The following is a 15,894-nucleotide window of genomic DNA, read 5'->3' as shown; positions in this document are numbered from 1 at the left end:
TCAAGCTCAAGCCAAACGCCCCTTGCGGAATGCCGCTGCCGTTAACACCACGCGATGGAAGCTGCTTAATGCGCTTAAGGCAACGGGATTGCCAGTCAATACAGGCTCAGGCGGCTTAACGAAATTTAATCGCACGCGTTTGCAAATGCCTAAAACNCATGCCTTAGATGCGGTCTGTGTTGGCGAGGTAGGTCACGTTAAACAGTGGCAAAAACCCACCTTAGTCATTAAAGCCACCGGNCGCGGCAGCTACCAACGCACCCGCTTGAATCGCTTTGGCTTTCCACGAGGCTATTTAACCCGACAAAAGCAGATTCATGGCTTTCAGACGGGTGATCGTGTGAAGGCCGTGGTGACTCAAGGCAAAAAAATCGGCACCTATGTAGGCCGTGTTGCCGTTAGAGCCTCGGGCAGTTTTAACATCCAAACCGCTCAAAGTCTGATACAAGGCATTAGCCATCGCTACTGTACCCTGATTCAACGGGGCGATGGCTACGGTTACTCCACCCGAATAGATAGCTTCTAACATTTAGGAGGCGCGAGAAACAAAGGGGGTCACTGCGTGACCCGTGCTATCCCTCCCCGCCATCAATGACGGGGTGTCTCGCACAACATCTTGATGAATAGGATGGCATGATGGAATGATGGAATGAAAAAAAGCTTCTAAAATTATTTAGAAGCTTTTTTAAAATGGTGTGCTAGTGTTTAAAAACACTACCCAAATACTGGAACCCAAAAGCTAGAAGTGGGTTGTGGTCTTTGAATTACTCAGACGGCGGGCACCGTTCCAACGCTTATCCCAGTATGCACTGATTTTCTCGACGCGCACAACAGCGCCGGAGCGAGGAGCGTGAACAAATTCATTGTTACCTAAGTACACACCAACGTGAGAGTTGCGCGCGCCACGGGTATTAAAAAATACTAAATCACCGGGGAGTAATTCGCTACGATCAACGGCAGTGCCAATTTTGGCTTGTGAAGCGGCAATGCGAGGAATATCGATGCCTAGGTGCTTGTTAGCTACGTAGTGGATTAAACCGCTGCAATCAAAGCCATTGCTTGGTGAGGTACCGCCAAAGCGATAGCGCACGCCTAGGTAGTTTAAAACGCCTTGAGCTAGTTCGTTAGACGCTGTCGTCGGAGTTGTTAGTTGAAGGGTAGCACCCTTGCCACCAAATTCAGCTTGAGTCTGACTCAGTAATTGACCGATTGGGTCGCTGAGGTCAGCTGTCCACTCAGTATCAGTAGGGGAACTATTAAGGGAAATGGTATGAATTGGGGAACTGCTTGATTGGCTGGATTGAGTAATCAGCTCGCCGATGGCGTCTCTTTGATTGTCTGCCAAGCTGACACCGCTAAATGTCAGTCCTGCAATTAGTCCGGCTGGAATAAATAATTTTTGGCAGAAAACCTGAAACCCATGTGATTTTGCAAAGTTTAATATCGACATATCACAGAAAATGGTAACAATATAATTAGAATAGTAAGGTTTTCACTTGCAAGCAAGTAATCATGATTTTATATAAAATAACCACTACTTACAAGGTTTTTAACCGATCTTTATGTCTTTAAATTGTAAGCTGCAAGCGTGATTTCACTGAGGTTGTAACTGTTTTTAAGAATAAATTAACTGGATTTTATTTTGAGTTTGGTGATAGTTTTTTTATTTATTGTTGATAGCCTTTGTTTATGAGGCTTTAAGCTTTTTTGATTGAAGTGTTAAGTGATATTAAAAAGAAGTCTAAAGCAAAAAAGTTGTTGTCTCAATCATACAACAGTGTTTTAATTCTTTTTGTTAAGCATTTAATGTGTTTTCTTAATATGGTAGGTTAAGTGCTTGTTTATATATGAAAATTATTTTTTTTCAAATGCAGCATTTTTTTGTGCGCGCGCAGCAAATAAGCATCGAAAAGCCACCTGCTAATCAATAGCAGGTGGCTTTAGTTTTAAGTTAAAGCAATACAATACATCCCAATACTACATACCGGAGTAAACAGGTCCTTCGCCACCTTGTGGAGCGACCCAGACAATGTTTTGCGTTGGGTCTTTGATGTCACAGGTCTTACAGTGTACACAGTTCTCTGCATTAATCTGTAGTTGATCTTGACCGTCATCATCCTTGATAAACTCATACACACCGGCAGGGCAGTAGCGCTGCTCAGGACCGGCGTATTTATCTAAGTTGACCTTGACAGGTATGGAAGCATCTTTGAGCGTCAAGTGTATTGGCTGATTATCATCATGGTGCGTGCTGGATAGGAAGACCGAGCCGAGGCGGTCAAAGGTCAGCTTACCATCAGGCTTTGGGTAGTCGATCTTAGTGCACTCGGCGGCAGGTTTTAAGTACTCATGGTCGGCCTTGGTGCGGTGAATTGTCCATGGCATTTTGCCTTTTAAAAGCCATTGCTCAATGCCGGTCATGAGGGCACCCACATATAAGCCCTTTTTGAACCATTGCTTGAAGTTACGCGACTTGTTAAGCTCTTCGTGTAACCAGGACTCCTTGAAGGCCTTGGGGTAGGCGTTAAGTACAGGGTAAACCGTGTCTTCGGAAGTGGTATCAACGCTTTGTAGCGCATCGAAAATGGCTTCGGCGCAGAGCTTACCTGTTTTGATTGCGGCGTGGCTGCCTTTAATACGAGAGGCATTAAGGAAACCGGCTTCACAGCCAACAAGGGCGCCACCCGGGAAAACAAGCTCCGGTAGTGATAATAAACCACCGGCTGTAATGGCGCGTGCACCGTAGCCAATGCGCTTACCACCCTCAAAGGTGGTGCGAATACTCGGATGCGTTTTAAAGCGCTGGAACTCTTCAAATGGGGATAAGTAGGGGTTAGCGTAATCTAAGCCGACCACCATGCCGACCACCACGATGTTGTTATCGAGGTGATATAAAAACGTGCCACCGTAGGTTTTAGTATCTAAAGGCCAGCCTGAGGTGTGAATCGCTAAGCCGGGCTTTGACTGTTCCGGGGCGACTTCCCACATTTCCTTGATGCCGATACCATAGCTCTGAGGATCAGCGTCTTTATCAAGGTTAAATTTAGCGATTAACTCACGACCCAGTTGCCCACGTGAACCCTCGGCAAAAACCGTGTATTTTGCCAGTAGCTCATAGCCCGGCGTGTAGTTGTCCGAGTGTGTGCCGTCGCGATTGATACCCATGTCACCTGTGGCGATACCTTTAACCGCGCCACGCTCATCGTAGAGGACCTCAGTGGCAGCGAAGCCTGCAAAAATATTGACCCCGAGCTCTTCAGCTTGCTCACCGAGCCATTTGGTCACGTCACCCAAGCGAACAATGTAGTTGCCGTGGTTTTTGAAATTGTCCGGTAGGAAAAAGTTAGGCGTTTTTTTAGCACCTTTTTCGCTTAGGAAAAGAAACTGATCCTCAGTGACTTCAACATTGAGCGGGGCGCCTCGCTCCTTCCAGTCGGGAATTAGTTCATCCAGTGCGATAGGATCCATGATGGCGCCTGAGAGTATATGTGCACCCACCTCGCCACCTTTTTCGACCAAACAGATTTCGATGTCTTGATTGCTCTCTGTAGCAAGTTGCTTTAGACGTATCGCTGTCGCGAGTCCTGCTGGACCTCCACCCACGATAACTACATCAAACTCCATGGATTCACGTTCGCTCATTCCTCTGCTCCTATTGTTAGTTCTTATACCTAGATCGGTTAAAATTTATAATAATAAAATCTTAATAAATAGCCCTTATAAAGACCTATCAAGTGGCCGGGCAACTATAAATAAATTTAAAGTTAAACTCATATTTTACTATGAACTATCATATAAAAGACACTGTTCCAGTGCTTGCCGGGTTTATATCTCTAGAAGTGAGGCTTTTGAAAATTGAGAGCTTAGGGCTAATGCGCATTACAATCGGCGTATAAACTTGCTAAACTTTCCGATATTTGTGCGATGATTAGAGCTATCTTATTGTGTATAAGATAGCTGTTATTTTCATCATCATTATTCCCACTGATTGGGTTAACTAGGAGAAATATGGACAAGGTATACGAAAGTGCCACCGCTGCATTGGAGGGAGTTGTGGCTGATGGTCAGATGATCGGTGTAGGTGGTTTCGGTTTATGCGGCATCCCAGAGGCTTTAATTGCAGCTTTGCGTGATAGCGGCGTTAAGGATCTTACGTGTGTAAGTAACAACGCCGGCGTTGATGATTTTGGCTTAGGTTTGTTATTGGCCACTCGACAAATCAAAAAAATGATCGCCTCTTATGTTGGTGAGAACAAAGAGTTTGAGCGTCAGTATCTATCCGGTGAATTAGAGCTGGAGTTTAATCCTCAGGGTACCTTAGCAGAGCGTTTACGTGCGGGCGGTGCCGGTATTCCGGCATTTTTTACACCTGCAGGTGTCGGCACACTAGTTGCTGAGGGCAAAGAAGAGCGCGAGTTTAATGGCAAGCGTTACATCATGGAGACCGCTTTGGTGCCTGATGTGTCTCTGGTCAAAGCCAAGGTCGCCGATCGAAGCGGTAATTTAATTTTTAATAAAACGGCGCGAAATTTCAACCCTAATGTGGCCACCGCTGGCAAGATCACTGTGGTTGAGGTTGAAGAGGTGGTTGAGATCGGTGAGTTAGATCCGGATCATATCCACTTACCGGGTATTTATGTTCACCGCATCGTGGTTAATAGCAGCCCGGAAAAACGTATCGAACAGCGCACCTTGCGCCAAGCTTAAGAGGAGGATTAGCAATGGCATGGACTCGTGATCAAATGGCTGCGCGTGCAGCTCAGGAATTAGAAGATGGCTTCTATGTAAATTTAGGTATTGGTATTCCTACTTTGGTTTCCAATTATGTGGCAGATGATATTACCGTGTGGCTCCAATCTGAAAATGGCTTGCTCGGTATTGGTCCGTTCCCGACCGAGCAAGAGGTTGATGCGGATTTGATTAATGCCGGTAAGCAAACTGTGACGACAATCCCGGGCTCTTCTTTCTTCTCTTCGGCTGATTCATTTGCCATGATTCGCGGCGGTAAGATTAACCTGGCAATTTTAGGTGCCATGCAGGTATCAGAAAAAGGGGATTTAGCAAACTGGATGATTCCCGGCAAGATGGTCAAAGGCATGGGCGGTGCGATGGATTTAGTCGCCGGTGTACAGCGTGTGGTGGTAGTGATGGACCATGTGGCCAAGGGCAAAGACGGCTCAGAGTCACTGAAGATTCTGCCTGAGTGTGACTTGCCATTAACCGCGGTAAGTGTGGTTGATTTGATCATCACTGACCTCGGTGTGATTAAGGTAACAGAGGATGGTCTCAAGGTGATTGAGTTAGCACCGGAAGTGACTTTTGAGGAAATGCAAGAAAAAACCGGCGTGACCTTAATTCAAGCCTAATCACCTGACTCGACTGACTGCAGTAAGTTGTTAAAAGCGGTGGTGGACTTCATGATGTCCCTACCGCTTTTTTAATGGTTGCTATTTTTTGATGGCAGCGACCGCCAGTAGTATCCAGCCAATAAGGAAAAAGACGCCGCCTATGGGGGTTATTAAACCCAGATTTCTAATGCCGAGTACGACAATGGCATACAGGCTACCTGAAAATAACAAGATACCAATCACAAACGCCCAACCGGCCCAGCCGGCAATCACCGGGTTGATATAGCTTAGGGCTAACAGGGCAACAGCCAATAAGGCTAAGCTATGGTACATCTGATACTGTACGCCGGTATGCCAAACGGCTAATTGTTCGGGTGCCACAATTTTTTGTAAGCCATGGGCACCAAAAGCACCTAATGCCACAGCTAAAAAGCCAAATGCACCTGCTAAAATAATGAATAAACGCATCATCATCTGATCCTTTAAAATAGTCTGTTTCGAGTTGATAAATTTTAACTAAACTGAGATGAAGATGTTAAGTGTTCCACAACGAATTGAGGCATTACGAGAGCAAATGCAAGCTCACGCGCTTGATGCGTGGTTAGTTTATACGGCTGATCCGCATTTATCTGAGTATTTACCGGCCCATTGGTCACAGCGCGAGTATTTAAGTGGCTTTACCGGTTCCGCTGCGTATATGGCGGTGACACAGGATAAAGCAGCACTATGGACAGACAGTCGCTATTGGGTACAAGCCGAGGCGCAGCTCCAAGGTTCTGGTATTGAGTTGATGAAGCTAGGCGCACAGGGTACGCCAAGTCTTGATGAGTGGCTAAAAGAGCAGCTGACTGCGACTCAGACCGTTGGAGTTAATGGCTTGGCGCTGAGTGTGGCTCAAGCCTTGGCGCTCGAAGAAAGCTTAGGGCAGGCAGAGCTTGAGTTGCTTGTTACGCATGAATTGCTTGATGCTTTTTGGGATGCACGGCCGGCACTGCCACAGGCAGCTATTTATGAGCATGATGCTAAGTATGCCGGCCTGCCGCGCCAACAGAAAATCCATCAAGTTCGTGAGGCAATGCGAACGCTGGAAAGCGATGTGCATTTAATCTCTTCTTTAGATGATATTGCTTGGTTGCTCAATCTCCGTGGCAGTGATGTCGAGTACAACCCGGTGTTTTTATCCCACATGATAGTGACTGACGATCAAGTGCTGCTATTTGTTGACCCAACCAAATTGTCCGCGTCTTTAGTCCAAGGGCTGGCGACTGATGGCGTGACGCTGCGCCCTTATGAGGCAGTCAGCACAGAGCTTGCAAGGCTCTTAGCAGATGAGCAGACGACGCTCTTGATTGATGCGGCGCGCACGGCTTGGACGATTTGTGAGCCCTATATAGAGCAAGCGGTACTGGCTTTAAATCCTTCACAACGCCTTAAGGCAGCCAAAAACGATAAGGAAATTGCGCATATTCGCCAAGCGATGGAAAAGGATGGTGCGGCTTTATGTGAGTTTTTTGCCGCGTTTGAGCAGCGTTTAGAGGCCGGTGACACAGTATCTGAATTAGATGTTGATGAGATGATTACGGCCGCCCGAGCGCGTCAAGAAGGCTTTGTGTCGCCAAGTTTTGCGACCATTGCCGGTTTTAATGCGAATGGTGCCTTGCCGCATTATCGAGCGTTGCCGGAGGCGTATGCGGAGCTGTCGGGTGACGGTCTTTTATTGATTGATTCGGGTGGACAATACCTTGACGGTACGACAGACATTACGCGCGTGGTGCCCATAGGTAATATCAGCGACTCGCACAAAAGAGATTATACCTTGGTGTTAAAAGCCATGATTAACTTATCGATGGCGGTTTTTCCGGTCGATGAGCCGGCGCCAAATTTAGATGCAATTGCACGCTTACCTTTGTGGCAGGCAGGTTTGGATTTCGGTCATGGTACAGGCCATGGAGTCGGCTACTTTCTTAATGTTCACGAAGGGCCGCAAAGTATTTCGCACTATGGCTTTGGTCGTCCTAATATGGAGATGAAAGAGGGGATGATTACCTCAAATGAACCGGGCCTTTATCGTGCGGGTCAATGGGGGGTGCGTATCGAAAATCTCGTCTTAAACCAGCCGGCGATGACGACTGAATTTGGTGATTTTTTACGCTTTGAGACACTGACCCTGTGTCCTATCGATACGCGTTGTATTGAGTTAGGCTTATTGCGTGAAGATGAAAGAGAATGGCTCAATAACTATCATTTGGAAGTGCGTGAGCGTTTGTTGCCGCGGGTCGAAGGTGCAGCTAGGCAGTGGTTAGTAGCGCGTACCGAAGCGGTCTAATCGCTATTGATTAAATTAAATGAGTAACCATAAAAAAAGCTTCTCTATTAAAGAGAAGCTTTTTTAGTTCTGTAGACTACTTGAGTCGAACTTCTTTGTACTCAACGTGCTTGCGAACAACCGGATCGTACTTTTTGAAAACCATTTTGTCAGGCGTGTTGCGCTTGTTTTTAGTGGTTGTGTAGAAGTGCCCAGTGCCGGCAGTTGATTCTAATTTGATTTTCTCGCGATTACCCTTAGCCATGATTTATTCCTATAAATGTAAAAATGCTAAAAAAAGATGCTGGACCGGCGCTTAAACGCTTTGGCCATTAGCACGCATTTCGGCTAAAACGGCATCAATACCTTTTTTGTCAATCGTGCGTAGCGCGCTGGTAGAAATACGTAGGCGAACCCAACGATTTTCACTCTCAACCCAGAAACGGCGAGACTGTAGATTAGGTAGGAAGCGACGCTTTGTTTTGTTTTGCGCGTGTGAAACTTTATTACCGGTCATTGGGCGCTTACCGGTTACTTGGCAGACTCTAGCCATGGTTATACCTCGTTAATTACATCGTTGATTTAAAGACTTGGTTGTTGGCCCAAGCCGGCCTTCTTAGATACCCACATGATGAGTCGCGGGTAATCGATGATAATAACCTGAATTGCCGGATAAATCAATCACTTAAGGTAGTCTGTGCATTAAAAATATGCGCTTACCTACGTAAATGCTGTATTTCAGCAACAGCTTAATGCAGTTTGGCTACGACACGACCAAAGAACAAAGCCAAGCAAAGAAATAAAAACATGGTTGTCAATAATGGTAGTTCGGTGCCGTCGTGCCAGTGGCTGACAATGGCACTGGAAAGCGTGCCGAAGATAAATAGCGTCGCACCGGCCAATGCAGATGCCATGCCCAAGCGATGTCCTTGTTTATTTAGGGCCAAGACCGGTGCGGTGGGGTTAATTAAGCCCAAACCGACGGTAAAGGCAAACATAATCGACATAAATGTGGTTAAGCTCATCATGTCGGTCAGCGAAAGTAAAACGCCAAGTCCTAATACCAATACAGTCCAATAAGCAGCTAATCGATAAAGGCTGATAGCAGGTATGCCACGGCGCAATAAAACGCCACAAAGTTGCGATCCCACCATAAGTCCAAAGGCGATCAGCGCAAAGCTACGAGCGAAACCTTGAGGGCCTAAACCGAAGGTTTCCATGAGTACCGTGGATGAAGAAGCAATAAAAGCAAACATTCCGCCCACGCTAAAGCCGCCTGCTAGCGCGAAACCGATGAAACTGCGATCGACAAGGAGGCCGGCATAATTACTGATAATGCTTTTTGGACTGATCGGCAGGCGATTATCTAACGACAGCGATTCTTTAAAGAAAAACGTCACTAGAAAAAAAGATGCGATACCGTAAGCCGCCAGTATTAAAAACAAACCACGCCAGCCGGTGTAGTCTGCCAACAGCGCACCGATAATAGGCGCAACTACAGGGGCTAAGCCTGTTAAAAGCATCAGGATGGTCATGGCGTTGGCAGCGTCTTGGGTGCTGTAGTGATCACGAATTACCGCTCTGGAAATGGTCATAAAGTAGGCGGCACCAAAAGCTTGTAAAACACGTCCCAACATTAAAAAATTAAAACTTGCTGCGTAGGCACATATCAGACTGGCACCCACATACAGACAAGCGCCAAGTAGTAGAGGGTACTTGCGTCCGTATCGATCGGTGATGGGACCGACAACCAGTTGTGAAAAAGACAGACCAAACAAAAAGGCTGATACAGTTAATTCAATGCGTGGTGGAGGGACTTGAAAATCTTCAGCAATGATGGGAAAGGTAGATAGGTACATGTCAATCGTGGCTGGACCGACAATGGCTAATACCGCCATTATCAGGAGCCACAGAGGAACACTAAACCTTGCTTTTTTTGTAGACATGCCAATACCAACTATGTAAAACGATAGAACAAACCATTAAGCTTACTGAATTCATTAGCCATAGGCTAGCAAGACCCGTGGTTGAATTGGGAATCAGTACATTTGTGATAAAAGTTAAACCACCACTGGCGGGACCGAATCCAAAGTAATAGCCTACACCAATCCCCAACCCTAACAAGCAAATCGTTTGTAAGATAAACGGTACCGTGGCAATTTTATGAGCTCGTAATACATAGGTATTGAGACATTGTAGGGAATCCCACAGGTGAATAATCGGGAAGAAAGTCAATAGGCCGCCGGCGATGAGGCTGACCTGCCAATCTTTGGTGTAAAGACCGATAATCTGTTGCTTAGTTAAAATGACCACGCTAATGGTGATGGCGGCACCAATGAGGGCGAGGATAAAACCGGCCATGATACTGCGATGAGCCGTTTGCCAGTCCTTGGCGCCGAGCGCGCGAGCGGCTAGGGCTGCGGTAGCAATACCGATAGACATCGGGATCATGTAGGTAAAGGAAATGAGATTTGATAAAATCTGATGACCACCGGATACATGCGCTCCTTCTCTGGCGACAAACAGAGTGATAAAGGTAAAAGAGCAAATCTCCACCAAATAGGAAGCACCCATCGGGATACCAAGGCGCAGAATCTCTGCAATACGAGCTAACTTAGGTCGTGAGAGGCGTAGGTGATAGCGTTTATAAAAGGGATCGGTATATAAAATCGCTAGACCGACGATGAGTTGAAACCAAGAGACAACCGCAGTTGAAATGCCCGCGCCGTCACTGCCCATCGTTGCAAAACCTGCATGACCGAAAATCAGTAACCAGTTAATAAAAAGCTTCAGTGGGATACTGGCGATACTCAAGTACATGACGGTACTGGCCCGCTGACTTGCGGTACATACCGAGTAAACGACACGAAAGATGAGGGCGGGCGCTAAGCCATAAAACGTATAGCGTAAGTAGTTAGTGACATCCGTTCTCACTTCAGGGGATAAGTCACCGGCTAAATTGATTAAAAAGTCCGGTCGTAGCAAAGCAATGGCGCCGATGACAGTGATGAGTAGCGAAACCCAAATGCCTTGACCAAAGAGCTCGCCCACCTCTTCATTTTTATTTGCGCCAATGGCTTGAGAAAAGATAGGGATCAGTGCGTGTATCACCCCCATCAGACTAATGACAATGGTCACATAGATGGAGGCAGCTAAAGAGATGGTTTGTAAGGCTTGCACGCTGAAGTTGCCCAGCATGACGCTATCAATAATAGCAAAAGCAACACCAACCCACTGGCTGATTAAGATCGGCCAGACCTGTCGCAAAATCTTTTGCGCGAGTGCAGTGACTCGGATGTTAGGCAGAGTGAAATCTGCTTTATTAGGCTGTTGCATTGTGTTGTGCCGTGACGGTTGCTTGTCTTACTCGAATTTATCAGGCAAGGAAATCAGTCGGAAGATTTCACCGTGGCGGTCACTATCACGACTTCCTTGCCAAATGATAACCCCATTAGTCAGTAGATCAACTTCCGGTAAGCGGGAAGATAAATCATCTAAATGCACATTACGTTTTTCATTGGTTTGTGTCAGGATCCAGCGACAATGACTATGCGATGCAAACACTGTCTCGCCGTATATGTAAAAGAGCGCGCGTTGCCCATCGCCAAGACCAATGCTTCCTAAGCATTCACCTGCTTGGACATTATCATTGATTGCTTCTGCGAGTTCATAAGCGACAGAGTTATAACTGCGGTTGTAGTTGACGGCCGGCATCCAGAGCGTGACGATGAGTAACCACGACAAGGTGATGCCAATCGCAAAGAGTACAATGCCGCGCCATAGCGCTTCAGGCTTGAGGCGTAAGCGCCAGTTAATGGCAACCACCCACAGAACGCTAATCGCCACACCGAATAACAGTGCCAACCAGTGAAATTGCAGCTCAAAGCCCGGTACTAAGCGGGCAATGTTACCGTGAATCTTTGTCGGCCAACCAAGGTATAAAGCGATCCAGCCCAGCCAAATGACGACGATGGCAAGCGTGTTCATCATGATTGAATACCAATCAAGCGCATTGATTAGGTTGCGACGTAGCGTCGGGATTGACATGGCGGCCAAAACGGCCATTGGGGCTACTAGGGTAGCGTATTCCGGCTCAAAGCTACTTTTTAAGAAAAAGAGTAGGAGTAAGTTAGTGATAATAAATACGCTTGGAATAAAGATATGAGGTGCTTTAAACCAGCGACGCCATTGCCATAAAGCATAGACTGCAAAAGGCCAGAGAGGCAGTAAGAACCAAGCTAAATCGCGTAGCGTATTAAGAAAGCTGCGGCCATAGCCACTAAAAGCGAGTTGGTTATAGTCTACCCAGGCAGATAACCAGTCGCTTTGCGTGCGATAAATAGTCAGTATCCATGGTAAGCAGATGATTGCACTGATAGCCAGTGCAAATAAAATCGCTTGTTTTTGAACCTTGCCATAAAAACGGTAAGTGAGCAATAGTAATGTTGCGACGAGCGGCGGGAATACGCCGATCAAACCGGCAGCAAAAAAGCTACCGGCTAAGCCGGCAATTAAGAAAAAAAAGCCCTGCCTAGGTAGTTCAAAAATTCGCACAAAGCCATAAAAAGCCAGCGAATGGCACGCCATGAGAAGTGGGATATAGGTGGTTTCGTGCATGCGCATGATAATGCCAAAGCACGCCACGAGAAATAAAAATGCACAATCAGCCAGCATGCGACCGTAGTCGCGTGGATTAGGCTCGCCGCCAAAGGGTAGCGGGAGGGGTTGACACTCAGGACGTCGCGCTAATAAGTAGCAGCCATACCATACGCCATATAAGATGACATAAAAATAAAGCAAATTAGGTAGTTTGGCTGCGGTGATTTGAGCATCCAGAGGGCTCATCCAAAGTCCGAAAATTGGGCTAAAAAGCAGCTCAAAAAGATAAGCAATCCAAATCAATAACGGACCATAATTAATCACCGGAAAATGGCCGACATAGGGCGCAAGGAGCGCTCCCTCCCCTTGGTTGAGGGCGGTTAATATGGTGGCCAGTCCGACGGCGTCGTCAGTTTTCCAAGCGTCTCTAAAAAATAGACCAAACAGGACATATGCTAAGCCGACCCAAAGTAAGGCTTGTCTAGGTAACTTGCTTGCGGTGGGGGCGGTCAAACGGGCAGGTGTTTTTCTTTCTTCTAAAACCACGGAAAGCCTAAAAAATACAAGTGAGTGAAAGGATGGAATTATTTTATACTAAAGAGGATAGAGAAGCTCTCTCAGTGTGAAAAGCTGATTAAACAGCTAATTTCCCCTGCATAAGAGGGTACTGCATAAAAAAAGCTTCTCTTAACATAATAAGAGAAGCTTCTCAGTGTGTCATCAAGGCAGTAACTGCAGATGATACGTAATTGCTTACTTCTTAATCGCGCCGGCTGTTCTGGCGTAACGATTACGGAAGCGCTCAACGCGGCCAGCTTCAACCACGCGAGTTTGTGCACCCGTATAGAAAGGATGAGACTCAGAAGTCACATCACATTTGTATAGAGGGTAAGTCTCACCGTCGATTTCGATGGTTTCGCGAGTAGGAGCTGTAGAGCGAATAATTACATGGTTACCGGTTTGTTGGTCTAAGAAAGCCACATCGCGGTAATCAGGGTGAATACCTTCTTTCATGATAAGTCCGTATATTTTTCGATTGGGTCGCCAACCTCACATACCATATGTAGGCCACGTATCCGAGTTAATAGCCGCATAGTCTAACAAAATCCGCTGTAAATTAAAAGAGGATTTAGCTAAATGCCTGATTTGTTGTTGGAAAAAAGTCTATTTGCTGTGTTTGGGTGCCTGTCACTAAATAAAATGTCACAAAACTAAGAGCCGACAGTCAGGGCAGGGATATCGATGACGACATTGGTCGATTCCAGTGCCGTGGCGATTTGTTTGGCAAAATTTTCTGCAATGTCATCACGATCTTTTAGTTGATGGTACCCCACTTCTTGGGCAATGCCCAAGATGCGGTCTAATAATAAGACCTTGCCGCTGGGGCGAAAAGGCTCGCACTCCAGCTCTTCCCATTTGTTGTAAAGCCATTGCTGCGCTGATTCAATCGCTGCATCACTTAGATCCAGATCATGCAAGCTAAACTCTAAGGTCTGATGTAAGTTAAAAATGATGGTAACTTGGTGTCTCACAGTGGCTATCCTTTTAAGCTAAACTTTGTCACACTAACAATTTGAGCAGTTTTTTTACAGAATAACTGTCATATTTTTGACTATTCTGTGCTGTGCTTTTCCAAAGGCATTGTATTAATTTATAATTTCTATCTACTCATCTTTATGTTGCTACCATCATGTTTCTAGTATTTAACGATCCGCAAGCCATTGCTCAATACCTTAGTGAGCGTTTTATCAACTTAATTAAAACTAAACCTCAATCGGTGTTGGGTCTGGCGACAGGTAGCACGATGGAGCCGTTATATCACCAGTTTTGTGTTGATGCCAAACAACAGGCGCTTGATGTGTCACAAATTACCTCTTTTAATTTGGACGAGTACATCGGTTTATCACACGAGCATCCTCAGAGCTATCACTACTACATGAATCAGCATTTATTTAAGCATTTGGGTTTTGATGCGCACAAAAACTTCTTACCTAATGGGGTGCCGGAAAATGTTGACGCCCATTGCCAAGAGTATTCACAAAAAATTGCGGATCATGGCGGGATTGATTTGCAGTTATTAGGTGTGGGCACTAATGGTCATATCGGCTTTAATGAGCCGGGTACGTCATTTGATAGTCGCACGCATGTTGTCGAATTAAGTGAGACGACACGTATTGATAATGGTCGCTTCTTTGATTCAATGGATGAGGTGCCAACTCAGGCAATTACCATGGGTATGCGAGATATCATGGAGGCTAAGCAAATCGTTTTTATTGCCACCGGTGATAACAAAGCACAGGTGATGCTTGATTTATATGAGAGCGAGGTCGATGAGCAGATGCCAGCTTCCATGCTCAAGGATCATCCTAATACCTTATTTATTATTGATAAAAAAGCAGCGGCTTTGCTACCTGCAGCTGCTTGTGAGTTTGTTGAGTAAGTTTAAAATAGTCCCTGTTCAGACATCGAGGATGCTTCTTTGCCGCTGACGACAATATGGTCTAACAGGCTGACATCAATCAGTGCCAGTGCTTTTTGCAAATGCTTTGTCAGGCGAATGTCGGAATCGCTGGCCTCAGCCACGCCTGATGGGTGGTTGTGCGAGAGAATAACCGCAGCGGCATTAAGCTTTAAGGCGTCGATTGCCACCTCGCGGGGGTATACTGACGTCTTGGTGAGCGTGCCTCTGGATACCTCTTTGCAGCAAATGAGCTGATAACGGGCATCCAGATATATCGCAATACAATGCTCTACGCCAAGGTGACCCAGTCGATTGATGCAATAGCGCTTTACTAGTTGAGAATTGCTTAGGGTGTCACTGCGACGCAGTTCCTCCTCCATGCTGCGGCAGGCAAGTTCGTTAATTGCTTGTAATTGGCAGATCTTGGCATCGCCCATCCCCTTAACATTGCGCAGGCTTTTGTGCTCAGCGGCCAATAGGTTGCGTAGGCCACTAAACTGCTCCAGTAGATCAGCGCTGAATTTTACGGCGTCACGCCCCTTGGCGCCGGTGCCAAGTACGACAGCCAGTAATTCGGGGGTGGTGAGTACCTTGGGGCCATGCTGCAATAAGCGCTCTCTGGGGCGTTCTTGATTGTGAAAGACGTGTTGAGTGTTCATTTTAGGTACAATAAGTGGTTGGTAAAACTTAACTATGGGCCAAGGCCTCAGGGAAAAAACAAAAGTGAGTAATATTGTCCATGCAGAATCATATGTCACCTTGCATTACCGAATCAGTATCGATTCGGGTGAGGGTAGGGGGCAGGTGTTTATTGAGACCTTCGATACCAATCCTGCGACCCTGTTGATGGGTTCCGGTCAGTGGTTGGCGGGTCTTGAAGAGCCACTGATTGGTTTAAAAGAGGGCGATCTTCTGACCTATCATGTGGTTGCTTCGCATGCTTATGGTGAGCGTAATCCGGATTTATTGATCTACTTAACTAAGCAAATGCTGGTTGAGCATGCGGGTGTGGGCTCTGAGTTTGAAGCCGATGAGGTGGTTGAGTTTGCTGCCCCCAACGGCAGTAAGTATTCCGGTGTGTTTAAGGGCTGGGAGGGTGATAAGGCCCTATTTGATTTTAATCATCCCTTGAGTGGCTTAGATCTCAAGGTGGATGTAGAGATTTTAGGAGTGATGTAATC

Annotated in this window: 16 protein-coding genes and 1 pseudogene; 6 read left to right on the top strand and 11 right to left on the bottom strand. The window is 46.3% G+C overall.

Features of this window, described 5'->3' with window-relative positions:
- Positions 1–620: pseudogene (locus tag B092_RS15965) on the top strand (RNA-guided endonuclease IscB); the annotation flags it as partial.
- Positions 621–739: 119 nt separating this feature from the next.
- Here B092_RS15965 and B092_RS0112835 read toward each other — a convergent pair.
- Both B092_RS0112835 and B092_RS0112825 read right to left on the bottom strand, forming a co-directional pair.
- Positions 740–1,345: a C40 family peptidase gene (locus B092_RS0112835; protein ID WP_040608614.1), complete on the bottom strand. Its 606-nt coding sequence runs from the start codon at positions 1,343–1,345 to the stop codon at positions 740–742.
- A gap of 632 nt (positions 1,346–1,977) precedes the next feature.
- On the bottom strand, positions 1,978–3,642 hold the full coding sequence (locus tag B092_RS0112825) for an electron transfer flavoprotein-ubiquinone oxidoreductase (protein WP_018575629.1): 1,665 nt from the start codon (positions 3,640–3,642) through the stop codon (positions 1,978–1,980).
- A gap of 366 nt (positions 3,643–4,008) precedes the next feature.
- Here B092_RS0112825 and B092_RS0112820 point away from each other — a divergent pair, with 366 nt between their 5' ends.
- Positions 4,009–4,707, top strand: a complete 699-nt coding sequence (locus B092_RS0112820) for a CoA transferase subunit A (RefSeq protein ID WP_018575628.1) — start codon at positions 4,009–4,011, stop codon at positions 4,705–4,707.
- Positions 4,708–4,721: 14 nt separating this feature from the next.
- Complete coding sequence (locus B092_RS0112815) at positions 4,722–5,366, top strand: 3-oxoacid CoA-transferase subunit B (RefSeq protein ID WP_018575627.1); 645 nt, start codon at positions 4,722–4,724, stop codon at positions 5,364–5,366.
- An 81-nt stretch (positions 5,367–5,447) separates the two neighbouring features.
- Here B092_RS0112815 and B092_RS0112810 read toward each other — a convergent pair whose 3' ends face one another.
- Positions 5,448–5,822, bottom strand: coding sequence for a DUF423 domain-containing protein (locus B092_RS0112810; RefSeq protein ID WP_232244148.1), 375 nt, complete (start codon positions 5,820–5,822; stop codon positions 5,448–5,450).
- A 58-nt stretch (positions 5,823–5,880) separates the two neighbouring features.
- Here B092_RS0112810 and B092_RS0112805 point away from each other — a divergent pair, with 58 nt between their 5' ends.
- Positions 5,881–7,674 carry an aminopeptidase P family protein gene (locus tag B092_RS0112805; RefSeq protein ID WP_018575625.1) on the top strand — a complete coding sequence of 598 codons (1,794 nt, stop codon included), beginning with the start codon at positions 5,881–5,883 and terminating at the stop codon, positions 7,672–7,674.
- A gap of 76 nt (positions 7,675–7,750) precedes the next feature.
- On the opposite strand, the gene rpmG is transcribed toward B092_RS0112805, so the two are convergent.
- The 7 genes from rpmG to B092_RS0112770 form a co-directional block, all read right to left on the bottom strand.
- Positions 7,751–7,918 carry a 50S ribosomal protein L33 gene (rpmG, locus tag B092_RS0112800; RefSeq protein WP_018575624.1) on the bottom strand — a complete coding sequence of 56 codons (168 nt, stop codon included), beginning with the start codon at positions 7,916–7,918 and terminating at the stop codon, positions 7,751–7,753.
- 51 nt (positions 7,919–7,969) lie between these two features.
- The gene (gene rpmB / locus B092_RS0112795) at positions 7,970–8,206 is read right to left on the bottom strand and encodes a 50S ribosomal protein L28 (RefSeq protein WP_018575623.1); all 237 of its coding nucleotides are present in this window, start codon (positions 8,204–8,206) and stop codon (positions 7,970–7,972) included.
- Positions 8,207–8,402: 196 nt separating this feature from the next.
- Entirely contained in the window at positions 8,403–9,599 is a 1,197-nt protein-coding gene (locus tag B092_RS0112790) for a multidrug effflux MFS transporter (RefSeq protein WP_026253786.1), read from the bottom strand.
- Positions 9,574–10,989 carry an MATE family efflux transporter gene (locus B092_RS0112785; protein ID WP_018575621.1) on the bottom strand — a complete coding sequence of 472 codons (1,416 nt, stop codon included), beginning with the start codon at positions 10,987–10,989 and terminating at the stop codon, positions 9,574–9,576. The genes B092_RS0112790 and B092_RS0112785 overlap by 26 nt, the downstream gene beginning before the upstream one ends.
- A gap of 27 nt (positions 10,990–11,016) precedes the next feature.
- On the bottom strand, positions 11,017–12,798 hold the full coding sequence (locus tag B092_RS0112780; protein WP_018575620.1) for an ArnT family glycosyltransferase: 1,782 nt from the start codon (positions 12,796–12,798) through the stop codon (positions 11,017–11,019).
- 207 nt (positions 12,799–13,005) lie between these two features.
- Entirely contained in the window at positions 13,006–13,266 is a 261-nt protein-coding gene (locus B092_RS0112775) for a type B 50S ribosomal protein L31 (RefSeq protein WP_018575619.1), read from the bottom strand.
- A gap of 197 nt (positions 13,267–13,463) precedes the next feature.
- The gene (locus B092_RS0112770) at positions 13,464–13,784 is read right to left on the bottom strand and encodes a hypothetical protein (protein ID WP_018575618.1); all 321 of its coding nucleotides are present in this window, start codon (positions 13,782–13,784) and stop codon (positions 13,464–13,466) included.
- A gap of 158 nt (positions 13,785–13,942) precedes the next feature.
- Between B092_RS0112770 and nagB the strand changes: the two genes are divergently transcribed.
- A complete protein-coding gene (gene nagB / locus B092_RS0112765) occupies positions 13,943–14,692 on the top strand; it encodes a glucosamine-6-phosphate deaminase (RefSeq protein ID WP_018575617.1) in 750 nt (249 codons plus the stop codon).
- A gap of 2 nt (positions 14,693–14,694) precedes the next feature.
- On the opposite strand, the gene radC is transcribed toward nagB, so the two are convergent.
- Positions 14,695–15,372 carry a RadC family protein gene (radC, locus tag B092_RS0112760; protein ID WP_018575616.1) on the bottom strand — a complete coding sequence of 226 codons (678 nt, stop codon included), beginning with the start codon at positions 15,370–15,372 and terminating at the stop codon, positions 14,695–14,697.
- Positions 15,373–15,406: 34 nt separating this feature from the next.
- Between radC and B092_RS0112755 the strand changes: the two genes are divergently transcribed.
- The gene (locus B092_RS0112755) at positions 15,407–15,892 is read left to right on the top strand and encodes an FKBP-type peptidyl-prolyl cis-trans isomerase (RefSeq protein WP_018575615.1); all 486 of its coding nucleotides are present in this window, start codon (positions 15,407–15,409) and stop codon (positions 15,890–15,892) included.
- Positions 15,893–15,894: the final 2 nt, after the last annotated feature.

The organism is Oligella ureolytica DSM 18253 (assembly GCF_000373745.1).
Taxonomy (GTDB): Bacteria; Pseudomonadota; Gammaproteobacteria; order Burkholderiales; family Burkholderiaceae_B; genus Oligella; species Oligella ureolytica.
The sequence above is the reverse complement of the archived record's forward strand: the minus strand, read 5'-3'. Positions and strand labels throughout refer to the sequence as shown.

Excerpts from the sequence above, each read along its gene's own strand:
- radC (WP_018575616.1), bottom strand. The coding sequence starts at position 15,372 with ATGAACACTCAACACGTCTTTCACAATCAAGAACGCCCCAGAGAGCGC.
- B092_RS0112805 (WP_018575625.1), top strand. The coding sequence starts at position 5,881 with ATGTTAAGTGTTCCACAACGAATTGAGGCATTACGAGAGCAAATGCAA.
- B092_RS0112825 (WP_018575629.1), bottom strand. The coding sequence starts at position 3,642 with ATGAGCGAACGTGAATCCATGGAGTTTGATGTAGTTATCGTGGGTGGA.
- B092_RS0112820 (WP_018575628.1), top strand. The coding sequence starts at position 4,009 with ATGGACAAGGTATACGAAAGTGCCACCGCTGCATTGGAGGGAGTTGTG.
- rpmB (WP_018575623.1), bottom strand. The coding sequence starts at position 8,206 with ATGGCTAGAGTCTGCCAAGTAACCGGTAAGCGCCCAATGACCGGTAAT.
- B092_RS0112810 (WP_232244148.1), bottom strand. The coding sequence starts at position 5,822 with ATGATGATGCGTTTATTCATTATTTTAGCAGGTGCATTTGGCTTTTTA.
- B092_RS0112815 (WP_018575627.1), top strand. The coding sequence starts at position 4,722 with ATGGCATGGACTCGTGATCAAATGGCTGCGCGTGCAGCTCAGGAATTA.
- B092_RS0112790 (WP_026253786.1), bottom strand. The coding sequence starts at position 9,599 with ATGTCTACAAAAAAAGCAAGGTTTAGTGTTCCTCTGTGGCTCCTGATA.
- B092_RS0112775 (WP_018575619.1), bottom strand. The coding sequence starts at position 13,266 with ATGAAAGAAGGTATTCACCCTGATTACCGCGATGTGGCTTTCTTAGAC.
- B092_RS0112755 (WP_018575615.1), top strand. The coding sequence starts at position 15,407 with ATGGGCCAAGGCCTCAGGGAAAAAACAAAAGTGAGTAATATTGTCCAT.
- rpmG (WP_018575624.1), bottom strand. The coding sequence starts at position 7,918 with ATGGCTAAGGGTAATCGCGAGAAAATCAAATTAGAATCAACTGCCGGC.
- B092_RS0112785 (WP_018575621.1), bottom strand. The coding sequence starts at position 10,989 with ATGCAACAGCCTAATAAAGCAGATTTCACTCTGCCTAACATCCGAGTC.
- nagB (WP_018575617.1), top strand. The coding sequence starts at position 13,943 with ATGTTTCTAGTATTTAACGATCCGCAAGCCATTGCTCAATACCTTAGT.